At 69.9% G+C, this 14,803-nt stretch carries 15 protein-coding genes; 12 read left to right on the plus strand and 3 right to left on the minus strand.

The window, feature by feature from the left end:
- Both ACCD11_RS14505 and ACCD11_RS14510 read left to right on the plus strand, forming a co-directional pair.
- On the plus strand, window positions 1–1,830 hold the full coding sequence (locus ACCD11_RS14505; protein WP_413314436.1) for an ATP-binding protein: 1,830 nt from the start codon (window positions 1–3) through the stop codon (window positions 1,828–1,830).
- Between the two features lie 169 nt (window positions 1,831–1,999).
- Window positions 2,000–3,046 (plus strand): hypothetical protein, encoded by a 1,047-nt coding sequence (locus ACCD11_RS14510; RefSeq protein ID WP_413314389.1) that lies wholly within the window; start codon window positions 2,000–2,002, stop codon window positions 3,044–3,046.
- An 87-nt stretch (window positions 3,047–3,133) separates the two neighbouring features.
- Here the strand turns inward: ACCD11_RS14510 and ftsY are convergent, their stop codons facing one another.
- Window positions 3,134–4,354 (minus strand): signal recognition particle-docking protein FtsY, encoded by a 1,221-nt coding sequence (ftsY, locus tag ACCD11_RS14515; protein ID WP_413314390.1) that lies wholly within the window; start codon window positions 4,352–4,354, stop codon window positions 3,134–3,136.
- Window positions 4,355–4,383: 29 nt separating this feature from the next.
- On the opposite strand from ftsY, the gene ACCD11_RS14520 reads away from it, so the two are divergent.
- Window positions 4,384–5,823: a M16 family metallopeptidase gene (locus tag ACCD11_RS14520; RefSeq protein ID WP_413314391.1), complete on the plus strand. Its 1,440-nt coding sequence runs from the start codon at window positions 4,384–4,386 to the stop codon at window positions 5,821–5,823.
- A gap of 18 nt (window positions 5,824–5,841) precedes the next feature.
- A complete protein-coding gene (locus ACCD11_RS14525) occupies window positions 5,842–7,212 on the plus strand; it encodes a M16 family metallopeptidase (protein ID WP_413314392.1) in 1,371 nt (456 codons plus the stop codon).
- 10 nt (window positions 7,213–7,222) lie between these two features.
- On the opposite strand, the gene ACCD11_RS14530 is transcribed toward ACCD11_RS14525, so the two are convergent.
- Entirely contained in the window at window positions 7,223–8,137 is a 915-nt protein-coding gene (locus tag ACCD11_RS14530) for a LysR family transcriptional regulator ArgP (RefSeq protein ID WP_413314393.1), read from the minus strand.
- Window positions 8,138–8,212: 75 nt separating this feature from the next.
- Between ACCD11_RS14530 and ACCD11_RS14535 the strand changes: the two genes are divergently transcribed.
- The 7 genes from ACCD11_RS14535 to pcp all read left to right on the plus strand — a co-directional run bounded on the left by ACCD11_RS14535 (window position 8,213) and on the right by pcp (window position 13,337).
- The gene (locus tag ACCD11_RS14535; protein ID WP_413314394.1) at window positions 8,213–8,848 is read left to right on the plus strand and encodes a LysE/ArgO family amino acid transporter; all 636 of its coding nucleotides are present in this window, start codon (window positions 8,213–8,215) and stop codon (window positions 8,846–8,848) included.
- A 34-nt stretch (window positions 8,849–8,882) separates the two neighbouring features.
- Window positions 8,883–9,536 (plus strand): RsmD family RNA methyltransferase, encoded by a 654-nt coding sequence (locus ACCD11_RS14540; protein WP_413314395.1) that lies wholly within the window; start codon window positions 8,883–8,885, stop codon window positions 9,534–9,536.
- A 43-nt stretch (window positions 9,537–9,579) separates the two neighbouring features.
- Entirely contained in the window at window positions 9,580–10,083 is a 504-nt protein-coding gene (gene coaD, locus ACCD11_RS14545) for a pantetheine-phosphate adenylyltransferase (protein WP_007836315.1), read from the plus strand.
- Between the two features lie 147 nt (window positions 10,084–10,230).
- Window positions 10,231–10,878, plus strand: coding sequence for a 5-oxoprolinase subunit PxpB (gene pxpB, locus ACCD11_RS14550; RefSeq protein ID WP_413314437.1), 648 nt, complete (start codon window positions 10,231–10,233; stop codon window positions 10,876–10,878).
- The gene (locus ACCD11_RS14555) at window positions 10,875–11,873 is read left to right on the plus strand and encodes a biotin-dependent carboxyltransferase family protein (protein ID WP_413314396.1); all 999 of its coding nucleotides are present in this window, start codon (window positions 10,875–10,877) and stop codon (window positions 11,871–11,873) included. Before pxpB ends, ACCD11_RS14555 begins: the two co-directional genes overlap by 4 nt.
- Before the next feature lie 35 nt (window positions 11,874–11,908).
- Complete coding sequence (pxpA, locus tag ACCD11_RS14560; protein ID WP_413314397.1) at window positions 11,909–12,649, plus strand: 5-oxoprolinase subunit PxpA; 741 nt, start codon at window positions 11,909–11,911, stop codon at window positions 12,647–12,649.
- A gap of 25 nt (window positions 12,650–12,674) precedes the next feature.
- Window positions 12,675–13,337: a pyroglutamyl-peptidase I gene (pcp, locus tag ACCD11_RS14565; RefSeq protein WP_413314398.1), complete on the plus strand. Its 663-nt coding sequence runs from the start codon at window positions 12,675–12,677 to the stop codon at window positions 13,335–13,337.
- A 14-nt stretch (window positions 13,338–13,351) separates the two neighbouring features.
- On the opposite strand, the gene ACCD11_RS14570 is transcribed toward pcp, so the two are convergent.
- Entirely contained in the window at window positions 13,352–14,062 is a 711-nt protein-coding gene (locus tag ACCD11_RS14570) for an alpha/beta fold hydrolase (protein WP_007836302.1), read from the minus strand.
- 41 nt (window positions 14,063–14,103) lie between these two features.
- On the opposite strand from ACCD11_RS14570, the gene ACCD11_RS14575 reads away from it, so the two are divergent.
- The gene (locus ACCD11_RS14575; RefSeq protein ID WP_413314399.1) at window positions 14,104–14,802 is read left to right on the plus strand and encodes a histidine phosphatase family protein; all 699 of its coding nucleotides are present in this window, start codon (window positions 14,104–14,106) and stop codon (window positions 14,800–14,802) included.
- Window position 14,803 lies beyond the last annotated feature (1 nt).

Consider the following 14,803-nt stretch of genomic DNA (forward strand, 5'->3'; position numbering starts at 1 on the left):
GTGCAGCCCGTCGCGCCGAACGACCCGCCCGCCGACCACGCTCTCGCCCAGCGCGTGCTGCGCGAGCACGTCGCCTCGGTCTACGACACCTATCGCACTTCGACGCTGACCCACATGGCCTTCGTGGTGGTGTTCGGCGCCATCATCTATTCGCAGCTGAAGAACCCGAATCTGCTGTTCTGGCTGGCCGGTCTGCTGATGGTCGATGTCTACGTCTTCTTCACGCCGCGATGGAACCCCTCGCGCCCCGCGCGCGAAAGCGCGTACTGGGCGCGCAAGATTTCGCGCATGGTCACACTCGTCAGCATGGTCACGGCGGTGGTGCCCTGGCTCATCGTCCCGTACGACAACCTGCCGATGACCTCGCTGCTGATGGCCGTCGTCGTGGGCAGTTGCTCTCGCGCCGCACAGTCGCTGTGGCCGCTGAAGGCCGCGCTGTTCGGCTACACGCTGCCCATGTCGCTGGGCCTGCTCACGGCGCTGGCGTGGCAGGGCGACGGCCTGCATCTTTTCCTGGCTGCGGCCGGCGCGGCCTACCTGCTGCTGACGCTGCGCGCGGGCATCGGCCAGCACAAGCTCCTGACCGAATCGCTCATGCTGCGCTTCGAGAACGAGGCGCTGGCCGCGCGGCTCGGCGAGCAGATCGCCGCGACCGAGCGCGCGAGCGAAGAAAAAACGCGCTTTCTCGGCGCTGCCAGCCATGACCTGCGCCAGCCGCTGCACGCCATCGCGCTGTTCGGCGCCGCACTCGAGAACGAATTGCGCGGCCGCCCCGAAAGCTGCAACGCCGAGCGCCTGATGCGCGCGGTGAACGCGCTGGGCGCTTCGCTCGACACCATGCTCGACGTCTCGCGCCTCGACGCCGGTGTGATCACGCCCGTGCCGCAGCCGGTGCAGCTCGACGCGCTGTTCCTGCCGCTCAATCACACCTTTGCGGCGCGGGCCGAACAGAAGCAGCTGCAGCTGCGCGTGCGCGCCAGCGGCCTGTGGGTGCACAGCGACCCGCAGCTGCTGCACCGCATGCTGTCGAACCTGATGGACAACGCGCTCAAGTACACCGCACGGGGCGGCGTGACCGTCACGGCCCGCGAGCGCGGCGACGCGGTGTGGATCGAGGTGCGCGACAGCGGCATCGGCATCGCGCCCGAGCAGTCCGGCCGGATCTTCGAGGAGTTCTACCAGATCAACAATCCGGGCCGCGACCGCTCGCGGGGGCTCGGCATCGGGCTGTCGATCGTGCAGCGGCTGTCGTCGCTGCTCCGGCATCCGGTGCAGATGCGTTCGCGGCTGGGGCGGGGCACGCACTTTCGCGTGGTGGTGCCGGCCGTGAGTGCGGCGGAGCGCGCGGTGGCAGGGGTGCCGGCACCGGCCGCCATGACCGGAGCGACCACCGAGAAGCGCAGCAGCCCCGCGCCGGTCCTGCCCAGCCGCGTGCTGCTGCTGGACGACGAACTCGAAATCCGCGAAGCCATGACCGGCCTGCTGCGTTCCCATGCCATCGACGCCCATGCCGTGGCGGACGAGGCTGGCGCTGCCGCCGCCCTGCGGCAGGCGATCGGCGAGCGCCGTCCCTTCGATCTCCTGCTGTGCGACTACCGCCTGGCCGACGGTGCCGATGGGCTAGACGCGGGCCTGCGATTGAGCCAGGGGCAGGGCGGCAGCGCCGGAGTGCCGCTGCTGCTGATCACCGGAGAAACCTCGCCCGATCGGCTGCAGCGCGTGCGCGAATCGAGGGTGCCGGTCCTGTTCAAGCCGGTGGTCGCAGCATCGCTGCTCCAGGCCATGGCGGAGCTCGTCACGGCGAAGCAGCCGCTGCGCCCTGCCGCCTGAATCCATCGCCATGCACTGAGGCCGCTTCGCGCACCCGACCCGCGAATGCAATGACTTTCGGCACTGGCGAGAGTCAACCTCTCGCCCTACCTTCGATGGAGTCCCCCTGCGGCATGCCAGTCCCGGCCGCAGCGGTGCAATTCGAACAATCGACAGCGGAGGTTCTTCAATGAAATTCAAACGAGCGGCGGCCGCGCTTGCAGTGGCGGGCACACTTGCCCTGGTCGCATGCGGTGGTGGTGGAGGTGCGGGCGGTGGCGGCGGATTTCCGCTGCTGCCCGGTGACGGCGGCACGCCACCCCCGCCACCACCTGCGCCTGCGCCTGCGGCACCACCGCCTCCCGCGCCGCCAGCGCCGGCTCCCGTGCCGGCCACGCGCACCTTCATGTATGAGGCACTGCCGCTGGCAGGCAACCGCGGGGCATTCGCCGCCAACCTCAATGCGCAGGGCGCACGCGGTTTCCGCTTCCTGAGCGGCTTCGCCTTCACGACCAGCCCAACCACCGCCGAACAGGTCGAGGGCTACGTGCGCGACGCCGACACCACCTACAGCTACGAGCTCCATCCGATCACAGCGAACAACGCCGCCTTCCTGACCCAGGCCAATGAAGTCGGCGCGCGCGGTTTTCAGTGGGTGGGTTCGTACATCATCAACGGCGACCAGTTCTACATCTATCGGAAGAACAACGGCGCGCAGGGCGTCTTCAGCTACCGGGTCGAGCCGCTGTCGGCGAACAAGGCGGGGTTCCTGGCCCAGGCCAACGGGCAGGGCGCGGAGGGCTTCTACAACGTGGCGCCCGCGTTCCTCGTGGGCGATCCCAGTGCCGTGTCGATCTACGAGAGGAATGCGGCCGCCGGCGCCACCTATGCCTACGAGATCGGCGACATCGCCGGCAACGACACCGCCTACCTGGCCCAGCTCAACGAGCGCGGTGGGCGCGGCTTCCGCTCTCGCACCGAGTACCTGTTCGGCGACGGCGGGGGCGTGATCTACGCGAAGGACTTGTCGCAGTCGGCCACCTTCAGCTTCTACACGCTGGAACCCCAGCCCGGCAGCACGGCCTTCATTCAGCAGGCCAACACCGAAGGCGCCAAGGGCGGTGGGCTGGTCGGCGGCATCGGGCTGCCCAGCGGCGCGATCAAGACGCTCTATTTCAAGCCGCTCAACTGCGCAACCGGCTCGCTGTGCGTTCCGGTGTCGCTGTTCGGCCTCTGAACCTCCAGCAGCCGGTCAGGGAGCAAGGGAGAGAAAAAATAGAAAGCGAAAGCGGCCCCGGCGCAAGCAGGGGCCGCTTTTTCCTTCCTATCCGAGAAGCGCCTGCGCGAATTCGCGGGCGTTGAAGGTCTCGAGGTCTTCGAGCTTCTCGCCCACGCCGATGAAATAAACCGGAATCGGCCGTTCGCGCGCAATGGCGCACAGCACGCCGCCCTTCGCAGTGCCGTCGAGCTTGGTCACGACGAGGCCAGTCAGGCCCAGTGTCTCGTCGAAGGCCTTGACCTGTGCGAGCGCGTTCTGCCCGGTGTTGCCGTCGATCACGAGCAGCACCTCGTGCGGCGCCGTGGCGTCGGCCTTGGTGACGACGCGCTTGATCTTCTTGAGCTCGTCCATCAGGTGCAGCTGCGTCGGCAGCCGGCCGGCCGTGTCGACGAGCACCACGTCCTTGCCGCGCGCCTTGCCGGCGTTCACCGCATCGAAGCTCACGGCCGACGGGTCGCCGCCCTCGTTGCTGACGATCTCGACCGTGTTGCGGTCGGCCCAGACCAGCAGCTGCTCGCGCGCCGCCGCCCTGAACGTGTCGGCCGCGGCCAGCAGCACCGAGGCGCCTTCGTCGGCCAGGTGCTTGGTGAGCTTGCCGATGGAGGTGGTCTTGCCCGCGCCGTTGACGCCGGCCACCATGATGACGGTGGGCGTGAACCGGCCGATGACCAGTGGTTTCTCGAGCGGACGGAGCAGGTCGGCGATGGCCTCGGCCAGCAGCACCTTGACCTGCGCCGCGTCGGTGGCCATCTGGCGCTTGACGCGGCCGCGCAGGTCGTCGAGCAGGTACTCGGTCGCCTTCACGCCGGTGTCGGCCATCAGCAGGGCGGATTCGAGCTCTTCGTACAGCGCGTCGTCGATCTGCGCGTTGACGAACACGGCCTGGATGCCGGTGCCGGTCTTGCGCAGGCCGGTCTTGAGCTTGTCGAACCAGCCTTTGCGTTCGGTGGCGACGGCGGCTTCGATCGCTGGCGCTGGCGCTGGCGCAGGAGCAGGAGTCGGTGCGGGTGCGGGGACCGGTACGGGCGCCGCCACGACCGGCGGCGCGGCAATGGGCGCAGGCGCCGGGGACGGCACGGGTGGTGTTGCAGGCGGGGGCGCAGGAGGCGTTTCTTCAGCCGCCGGCTTCGAACCAAACCAGCTCGAAGGCGAGAACACGGAGCGTGCCGGTGCGGGCTCCGGGGCGGGCGCCGGCGCGGCCGGCGGGTTGGCAGCCGGCGTACCGGGGGTCTCGGCAGGCGGTTTTTTCTTGAAGAAACTGAACATCGGGAGCTTTTTACAATCCGACCCATTCTATGAAACACCTCCCGCCACGCCGTGCTGCGTCTGGTGCGGTGCTGGCGATGGCGCTTCTGGCGCCATGGGCCATGCCTGCGCAGGCCCAGACTGATTCGACTCCCGCCGCCGCAGCAGCCGCGCCCGGCCCCCGGCAATTCACGCTTGCCAACGGCATGACGCTGATCGTCCAGCCCGACCGGCGCTCGCCCACGGCGGTGCAGATGGTCTGGGTCCGCGTGGGCTCGATGGACGAGGTCGACGGCACCTCGGGCGTGGCGCATGCGCTCGAACACATGATGTTCAAGGGCACCAAGGACATCAAGCCCGGCGAGTTCTCGCGCCGCGTGGCGGCCCTCGGTGGTCAGGAAAACGCCTTCACCACCCGCGACTACACCGGCTACTACCAGCAGATCCCGGCCGGCAGCCTCGAGCAGGTGATGAAGCTCGAATCGGACCGCTTCGCCAACAACCAGTGGCCCGACGACGAGTTCAAGCGCGAGATCGAGGTCGTCAAGGAAGAGCGCCGCCTGCGCACCGAAGACCAGCCGCGCGCGCTGCTCGGCGAGCAGCAGAACGCCGCCGTCTTCACCGCCTCGCCTTACCACCGCCCCGTGGTCGGCTGGATGAGCGACCTCGACGCCATGACGCCCGAGGACGCACGCGCCTTCCTCAAGCGCTGGTACGTGCCCGCCAACGCCGTGCTCGTGGTGGCCGGCGATGTCGACGTGGCCCAGGTGCGCGCCATGGCCGAGAAGTACTACGGCCGCATCGCCTCGCGCGCCGTGCCCGTGCGCAAGCCGCGCACCGAGCCGGCGCAGCGCGGCATCCGCCGTGTCGAATTGAAGGCGCCGGCCGAGCAGGCGTACGTGTCGCTGGCCTTCCGCATACCGCAGCTCGCCAACATCGACGACGCGAACAGCGATGCGTGGGCGCTGGTGGTGCTGTCGGCCGTGCTCGACGGCTACGCCGGCGCCCGGCTCGACCGCGCCCTGACCCAAGGCCCCGACCGTGTCGCCGATTCGGCGGGTGCCTATTCGGGATTCATCGGCCGCGGCCCGCAGCTCTTCATGCTCGACGGCGTGCCGGCCGCCGGCAAGAGCGCCGAGACGGTCGAGGCCGCACTGCGCGCGCAGGTCGCGCGCGTCGCCAGGGACGGCGTGGGCGAAGCCGAGCTGGCCCGCGTCAAGACCCAGTGGGTGGCGAGCGAGACCTACAAGCGCGACTCGGTGATGGCCCAGGCGCGCGAACTCGGCAGCAACTGGATCCAGGGCCTGCCACTCGACGCGAGCGAGCGCATCGTCGCCCGGCTGCAATCCGTCACGGCTGCCCAGGTGCAGGCGGTGGCCGCCAAGTATTTCGGCGACGACCAGCTCACGGTCGCCACGCTGCGCCCCCTGCCGCCCGAAGCCAAGCCACGCGGCCGCGGCTTCGCGGCGCCCGCAGGCGAAATGCGCTGAAAGACAGGTCCCGATTCCATGAAAACTCTCAAGAAGATCGCGCAATGCGCCCTGTTCGCAGGCGCGGCCCTCATGGGCATCACCAGCGCGCAGGCCGCGCTGCCCATCCAGCAATGGACGCTGGCCAACGGCGCGAAGATCTACCTCGTGTCGACCAACGCGCTGCCGATCGTCGACATGCAGGTCGATTTCGACGCCGGCAGCCGCCGCGACCCCGCGGCGCAGGCCGGCCTGGCCAGCGCCACCGCGACCATGGTGGAGAAGGGCGTGCGCGCCGGCAAGGGCGGCGAACCGGCGCTCGACCAGAACGCGCTGGGCGAAGCCTGGGCCGATCTGGGCGCCAGCTTCGACGTGAGCGCGGGCACCGACCGCACCAGCTACTCGCTGCGCACGCTGTCCGATCCCGCGCTGCTGAACAAGGCGGTCGCGCTGGCGTCGCGCGAGATCGGCGAACCTGCCTTTCCGGACGACGTTTGGCAGCGCGAACGCGAACGCATCAACGCGGCCATCAAGGAAGCCAACACCAAGCCCGCGACCATCGCGGGCCGCGCCTTCGCGCACGCGGTGTACGGCGTGCATCCCTACGGGCAGGAAGTGACGGAAGAGACACTGGCGCGCATCGACATCGCCGCCATGCGCCAGCGCTACCAGCAGCTCATCGTGCCGTGCCGCGCCAAGCTCAGCATCGTGGGCGCCGTCACGCGCGTCGAAGCCGAGACGCTGGCGACCACGCTGCTGTCGCGGCTCCCGGCGTCAGAGTCCTGCACACCGCTGCCGGCCATCGCGCCGGTGGCCGCGCTGGCAGCGCCGAAGGACGAGCGCATTCCCTTCGACTCGGCCCAGGCCCACGTCTTCGTCGGCCAGCCCGGCTATCCGCGCAAGGACCCGGACCACTTCGCCCTCACGCTGGGCAACTACGTGCTCGGCGGCGGCGGTTTTGTCTCGCGCCTGATGAACGAGGTGCGCGAGAAGCGCGGCCTGACCTACAGCATCTACAGCGGCTTCGCGCCGGGGCTCGATGCGGGCGCCTTCCGCGTCGGCTTCCAGACCCGGCCCGACCAGGCCGAGGAGGCGGTGAAGATGTCGCGCGAAGTGGTCGCCAGGTTCGTGGCCGAGGGCCCGACCGCCAGCGAACTCAAGGCCGCGAAGGACAACCTGATCGGCGGTTTTCCGCTGCTGCTGGACAGCAACCGCAAGCTCATCGGCAACGTCGCCAACATCGCCTGGCACGACCTCCCGCTTGATTATCTCGACACCTGGACTGCGCGCATGAACGCGGTCACGGCGGCCGACGTCAAGGCGGCCTTCCAGCGCAAGCTGCAGCCCGAGCGCATGGTGACGGTGGTGGTGGGCGGCAAGGACGCCAAGACCGCCAAGGCGCAGCCGTAGCCGTAGCCGGTCACGCCAGGGCGTGCGGGCCGCGGCGGGCGGCTGCGCGCACCGCCGCTCCCAGCCTTTCGAGCAGCCGCGGCGCGGCGCGCGCCTGCTGCCAGTAGAGCGGCACCGGCAGCGTCGAGCCGGGCACCAGCTCCACCAGTTTCCCTTCGCGAATGGCATCGGCCACCATGCTGGCCGGATGCATGCCCCAGCCCATGCCCGCGCACGCCGCCTCGACGAAGGCATTGGGCGAGGGAATCCAGTGGCGCGACGTCTCCACGTTGCGGTGGCAGATGCGGCGCACCCAGCGTGCCTGCAGCCTGTCCTTGCGGTCGAACACCAGGCTCGGCGCGCTCGCCAGCGTGCGGGCGCCCACGCCCTTGGCGAAATACTCGCGCACGAACGCGGGGCTGGCCGCCGCCACGTAGTGCATCGTGCCGAGCGCCTCGCTGTTACAGCCCGCCACCGGCTGGGCCAGCGCGGTGACGGCCGCGAGCACCGCGCCGCTGCGCAGCCGTTCGGCCGTGTGGTCCTGGTCGTCCACCGTGAGGTCGAGCAGCGCGGCCGGCTCCTGCGCGGCGAAGGCCGCGGCAGCCGCCATGAACCAGGTCGCAAGGCTGTCGGCGTTGACGGCCACCCGCACTGTGACGCGCTCGCCGCCCGCCTTGTCGCCGGCCATGCCGAGGGCAGGCAGGGCATCGCGCAGCTCGTGCTCCAGCATGCCCACGCGTTCGACATGCCGGCACAGCTGCAGGCCGGCCTGCGTTGCGACGCAGGGCTGGCCGCGCACCAGCAGCGCGCCGCCGGTGCGTTCCTCCAGCTGTTTGATGCGCTGCGACACCGCCGAGGGCGTGACGTTCAGGGCGCGGGCGGCGCGTTCGAAGCTGCCTTCGCGCACGACGGCGGCAAGGGCGTTCAGGGCGGCGTAGTCGAGCATAGTGATAAAGAGAAACTGAACTTGCGTTAGAAAGTTTAGTTTGAGTTAACTTGCATCCAGCGGCAAGCTCGAAGCATGCAAGCCGTACACGCCACCACCGCCTTCGCCAATGGGCTCTTCATGAGCCTGGTCCTCATCGTCGCCATCGGCGCGCAGAACGCCTATGTGCTGCGCCAGGGCTTGCGCCGCGAGCACGTGGGCGCGGTGGTGCTGTTCTGTGCGGCCAGCGACGCGGTGTTGATCGGCGCGGGGGTGGCCGGCATGGCGCAGGCGTTGCAGGGGCGGCCGATGCTGGCCACGGTGCTCGCGGGGCTCGGCGCGGCGTTTCTTTGCGGCTACGGACTGAAGGCGCTCTGGCGTTCGCGCCGGTCCGCCGCGCTGCAGGCCACGGCGGGGGGCGTTTCGCTGTCGCGCGCGGCCGTGGTGGCGCAGGCGGCCGGCTTCACGCTGTTGAACCCGCATGTCTATCTCGACACGGTGCTGCTCGTGGGCAGCGCGGGGGCGCAGTACGCGGGGCTGCTCAGGCTGTGGTTCGTGGCGGGCGCGGCCACGGCAAGTGCATTGTGGTTCACCTCGCTGGGCTTCGGCGCAAGGCTTCTCGCGCCGGTGTTCGCACGTCCGCGCGCCTGGCGGATGCTCGACGCACTCGTGGGCGGAACCATGCTCGTGCTGGCGGCCATGCTGGCGCGGCGCGCACTGGCCGGCATCTGAGAAGGTGCCCGGACGGCGGCGTTAAGCTCGCCGCATGCCCCAGAAAGCCGCCCCCGCCAAACGTCCTTCCGCACCTGCTGCACCCAAGCGTCCGTCGCGGCCCAGCGAAGTGCGCATCATCGGCGGCGAATGGAAGCGCACCCGCCTCGCCGTGGCCGACAAGCCCGGCCTGCGCCCCACGCCCGACCGCGTGCGCGAAACGCTGTTCAACTGGCTCGCAAGCCTGGCCGGCGCCGGTGGCGGCGAACTGCCCGGCTGGCAGTGCGTCGACGCCTTCGCGGGCACCGGCGCGCTCGGCTTCGAGGCCGCCTCGCGCGGCGCTGCGAACGTGCTGCTGTGCGAGCAGGACGCCGCACTGGCCGCCCAGTTGCAGGCCACGAAGACCAAGCTGGCCGCCGAGTCCGTGCGCATCGAGCGCGGCAACGGGGTGACCGCGCTCGAACGGGTGCCGGCCGGCAGCCTCGATGCCGTGTTCCTCGATCCGCCATTCGACAGCACGGCGCTCTACGAGCCGGCGCTGCGCGCCGCCGCGCGCTCGCTGCGTGACGGCGGCTCGGTGTACCTCGAAGCGCCGCGCCGCTGGAGCGACGAAGAACTTGCCGCCTTCGGCCTTGTCGGTTTTCGTTACCTCAAGGCCGGCGCCGTTCATGCCCATCTGCTGCGGCGCGCGGCGGATAGGACTGCATAATCCGCCGGACAAGCCGCACCGGCAGCATGAGGAAGAAGCAACCATGGCCAGCAACGTGATCGCGGTTTACCCCGGCACTTTCGATCCCATCACCCTCGGTCACGAGGACGTGGTGCGGCGCGCAACCCAGCTCTTCTCCAAGGTGATCGTCGCGGTCGCCGCGGGCCACCACAAGAAGGCGCTGTTCACGCTCTCCGAACGCATGGACATGGCCCGCGATGCCGTGAAGCCCTACAGCGACCAGGTCACCGTCGAGAGCTTCTCGGGCCTGCTGCGCGACTTCGTCGTCGCGCGGGGCGGCAAGGCCATGGTGCGCGGCCTGCGTGCCGTGACCGACTTCGACTACGAGTTCCAGCTCGCCGGCATGAACCGCTCGCTGATGCCCGACGTCGAGACCGTGTTCCTGACGCCCAGCGACAAGTACCAGTTCATCTCCAGCACCTTCGTGCGCGAAATCGCCATGCTCGGCGGTGAAGTCCACAAGTTCGTCTCTCCCAATGTGGGGCAGCAACTGGCGGCCAAGGTCCGCAGCCTCGGCCGTGAATAGGCTCTCCCCCAGGCTGCGTGCACTTCGTGTCGCATCGCCAACCCCCTCGCCGGAGGCAACACCGGTGGCCCGGCAAAGCCGGTTCCACGGTGTTCCGCGAAAAGTCCAGCCTGAACTGCGGGCCGGCGTGAGGTGAGCGACATCCCCTTGCCCCGCCTGCATCTGCTGGGCGATGCAGCGCTGCTGTGCGAACTGCCCGCGCCGGCCACGCTGGTGCAGCAGCAGCGCATCTGGGCGCTGGCCCGGCAGGCGCAGCAATGGCCGGGCGTCGGCGAAACGCTGCCGGGCATGAACAACCTCACGCTCACATTCGACCCGACGGTGATGGATCTCGACACGCTCACCGCGCAGGTCCTCGAAGCCTGGCCCAGGCTGCCGAGCCGTGCCGTCGAAGGCCGGCTGGTCGAGATCCCGGTGGCTTACGGCGGCGAGCACGGGCCGGACCTTGCCGACGTCGCGGCTCACACCGGCCTCACGCCGGCCGAGGTGGTGCGGCGGCACAGCGGCGCCGAGTACGTCGTCTACCTGCTGGGCTTCCTGCCGGGCTTTGCCTTCATGGGCGGGTTGCCGCCCGAACTGGCCACGCCGCGCCGGGCCGAGCCGCGCACCGCCGTGCCCGCGCGCTCGGTCGGCATCGGCGGCGAGCAGACCGGCATCTATCCGCTGGTGTCGCCGGGCGGCTGGCAGCTGATCGGCCGCACCCCGCTGGAGCTGTTCGATCCGGCGGCCGAACCGCCCACCTTGCTGCGCCCTGGCGACCGCGTGCGCTTCGTTGCAGAAAGCGTGCAGGCATGATCGCCGTACGCAAGCCCGGCGTACTTGCCTCGGTACAGGACCTGGGCCGGCACGGCCATCGCCAGCTGGGCATCTGCCCGGGCGGCGCGCTCGACATGCTGTCGCTCACGCTGGCCAATCGGCTCGTCGGCAATGCCGACGGTGCGGCGGGCCTCGAACTCACGATGGGCGCCTGCGAGCTGCAGTTCGAAGCCGCCACGCGCATCGCCCTCACCGGTGACGGCTTCGGCGCCAGCCTCGACGGCGTGCCGCTGTGGCCCTGCTGGAGCGTGCCGGTCGCGGCCGGCCAGACACTCAGGCTCGCCGGTGCCAACGCGCCCGGCGTCAAGAAGACCGGCCTGCGCAGCTGGCTCGCGGTGGCGGGCGGCATCGACGTGCCCCCGGTCCTCGGCTCGCGCAGCACCGACCTCAAGGCCGGCTTCGGCGGCCTCGAAGGCCGTGCGCTGCGCAAGGGCGACCGGCTCCCGACAGGTGCCTCCTCTCTCGATGCGGCACAACGCGAACGCCGTGCCTTCGGCCTGCGCGGTCCCGACTGGGGCCCCGACGAAGACGACGGTGCCATCGTCCTGCGCGTGCTGCCCGGTCCCGAGTTCGAGCTGTTCACGCCGGCCGCGCGCGAACTGCTGTGGGGCGAGCGCTGGCGCATCACGCCGCAGAGCAACCGCATGGGCAGTCGGCTCGCGGGTGCCGAACTCAAGCGCAAACACAGCGGCGACATGCTCTCGTCGGGCGTGATTCCCGGCACGATCCAGGTGCCGCCCTCGGGCCAGCCGATCATCCTGATGGGCGATGCGCAGACCACAGGCGGCTATCCGCGCATCGGCGTGGTCATCCGCGCCGACCTCTGGAAGCTCGCGCAGGCGCCGCTCAACGGCCAACTGCGCCTCGTGCAGGTCGACCAGCCGAGGGCGCTGGCTGCATGGGCCGCGCAGCAGCGCTACCTGTCGCAGGTGGCACAGGGTCTGGCCGCTGCAGGCTGGCCGAGCGCGACATAGACTTCGCGGGAAATCGCGAAAAGAGGAAGCCCACCATGCAAATCGACCTCAATGCCGACCTCGGCGAAGGCGCCGGCAACGACGAAGCACTGCTCGCGCTCGTGAGTTCCGCCAACATCGCCTGCGGCTGGCACGCAGGCGACGCGAAGACCATGCAGCAGTGCGTGCGCTGGGCGATGCGCAACGGCGTGGCCATCGGCGCCCACCCCAGTTTTCCCGACCGCGAGAACTTCGGCCGCAGCACCATGCACCTGCCGCCCGACGAGATCGTGGCCAACGTGCTCTACCAGGTGGGCGCGCTGGCGGCCATCGTGAAGGCCGAGGGCGGCAGGCTCTCGCATGTGAAGGCCCACGGCCAGCTCTACAACCAGGCCGTGAAGGACCCCGAGCTCGCCGAGGCGCTGTGCGAGGCCGTGCGACGCTTCGATCCATCGCTCAGGTTCTTCGGCCTCGCGGGCAGCAACATGATCGACGCGGCCCGCCGCGCCGGTCTCGTGCCCGTGGAGGAAGTGTTCGCCGACCGTGGCTACATGCCCGACGGCAGCCTCGTGCCGCGCAGCCAGCCCGGCGCGCTGATCGAGAGCGAGGAGCAGTCGATCGCGCAGACGCTCTCGCTGGTGCGCGACCGCCGGGTGACCGCCATCGACGGCAGCATCGTGCCCGTCAATGCGCAGACCGTCTGCCTGCATGGCGACGGCGCCCACGCGCTGGCCTTCGCGAGCCGTATCCGCGAACGGCTGAAGCAGGAAGGCATTGCCGTCCGGGCGCTGGCCTGACGGCCGCGGACGCGAGCGCCAGGCCGTGGCAGCGAAGCCCATCGATGTCCTGCTGACCGGTTTCGATCCGTTCGAGCGGGAAGCCATCAACCCCTCGTGGGAAGCCGTGCGCGTGCTCGACGGCTGGAAGGTCGGCCGCGCGACGGTGCATGCGCGCCAGATGCCCTGCGTGTTCGGCGAGGCCATCGACGCACTCGCCAGCGCGATGGACGAACTCCAGCCGCAGCTGGTGCTGTGCGTCGGCCAGGCCGGCGGGCGCGCGGAGGTGACGCCGGAGCGCATCGCCATCAACATCGACGATGCCCGCGTGGCCGACAACAAGGGCCGCGAACCCGTCGACTCGCCCGTGGTGCCCGGGGCGCCCGCGGCATACTTCTCGACGCTGCCGATCAAGGCCATGGTGCGCAAACTGCGCGCGGCCGGCGTACCGGCCTCGGTGTCGAACAGCGCCGGCACCTTCGTCTGCAACCACATCTTCTACGGCCTGATGCACCGCATCGCAATGCACCCGATGCCGGGGCTGCGCGGCGGCTTCATCCACATTCCGTACCTGCCCGAGCAGGCGGCGCGCTTTCCGGGGGCGCCGAGCATGTCGCTGGAAACGATGATCGCGGCCCTGCGCATCGCCGTGAGCACCGCGCTCGCGGTGAAGCGCGACATCGCCGAAACCGGCGGCCAGTTGCACTGAACCGCCGAGGCGGCTCAGGTGCCCGGGAAGTGCTTCGCCAACCAGCCGTTGAGCGCGGCGTTGACGAACTTGGGCTTTTCCATCGTCAGCATGTGGCCGCAGTCAGGCACCCACGCGACTTGTGCCTGCGGCAGCAGCGCCGCCATCTCGCGCGTGCACTCGGGCGGTGCGAGCCGGTCATCGTCGCCGCACACCAGCAGCACCGGCACGCGCACAGACGCAAGATGCAGCCGCGCATCGGGCCGGCGCATCACCGCGCGGTTCTGGCTGATGAGCTGCTGCGCGCCCGCGCCGAGCACGATGTCGAGATAGCGCTGCACCAGCACCTGATCGGCCGCCTGCGCGGGGTGGAAGGCGAAGTAGACGTTCGGCTCGATCACGTCGCGCACCTCGCCGCGCTCGAAGTATTCGATGGCGCCTGCGCGCAGCCTGGACATGTCGGGCGTCTCGGGCCGCGCGCTGGTGCCGAGCAGCGCGAGCCCCGCGATGCGCCCGGGCGCCTGGCGGGCCGCTTCCATGGCGACCATGCCGCCCATCGAGGCGCCGCACAGCACCAGCGGTCCGTCGTTGTCGCGCAGCACGGCGGCGGCCATGCCCTCGATGGTGTCGTGGTGCCGCTGGGCGTCGCTCACGCGAGCGCCGAAGGCGGGGGGAAGTGCGAGCAACTGGGCTTCCCAGATGCGCTCGTCGCAGGCGAGACCGGGCAGCAGGATGAGATTGGGCATGGAGAGAGATTCTGCGCGAATGCGGTGGAAAATGGACGCCGATGCCAACGCCCAAGCCCGACACCACCACCGACCTGATCCTCATCCGCCATGGCGAAACCGCCTGGAATCGCGAACTGCGCTTCCAGGGGCACGCGGACGTCCCGCTCAACGACATTGGCCATGAACAGGCGCGCCGCATCGGCCTGCGCCTGGCCGGCGAGAGCGCGGTGCAGCACATCATCAGCAGCGACCTGATGCGTGCGCAGCAGACTGCCGCGCCCGCCGCGTCGCAGCTGTCGCTGCCGGTGGTGACCTCGGCGGCGCTGCGCGAGCAGTTCTTCGGCGTGGTCGAAGGCATGCGCTCCGACGAAATCCAGAACCTGCATCCGCGCGCCTGGGAAGAATGGCTGGAGTTCCGCGAGGACCACGCCATGCCCGAGGGCGAGACGGCGCGCGAGTTCCACGCGCGCATCATCGCGGCGCTGGGCGGCATCGCCTCGGAACATCGGGGCCAGCACCTGATCGTCGTCACCCATGGCGGCGTGCTTGACATGGTGTGGCGCACCGCCAGGGGCCTGAGCCTGAGCGGCCCGCGCCGCAGCGACATTCCCAACGCGGGCTTCAACCGCATCCGCATCGCCGATCCGGCCGAGCCCGAGGCGATCGAGATCGTGGAATGGGCCGACACGCGGCACCTGGCCGACCTGCCGCCGCAGCCGACCTACGACCAGACGCGGCACCTGAAGGACAAGGACTGAG

Source organism: Variovorax sp. Varisp36 (assembly GCF_047304235.1).
Classification (GTDB): domain Bacteria; phylum Pseudomonadota; class Gammaproteobacteria; order Burkholderiales; family Burkholderiaceae_C; genus Variovorax.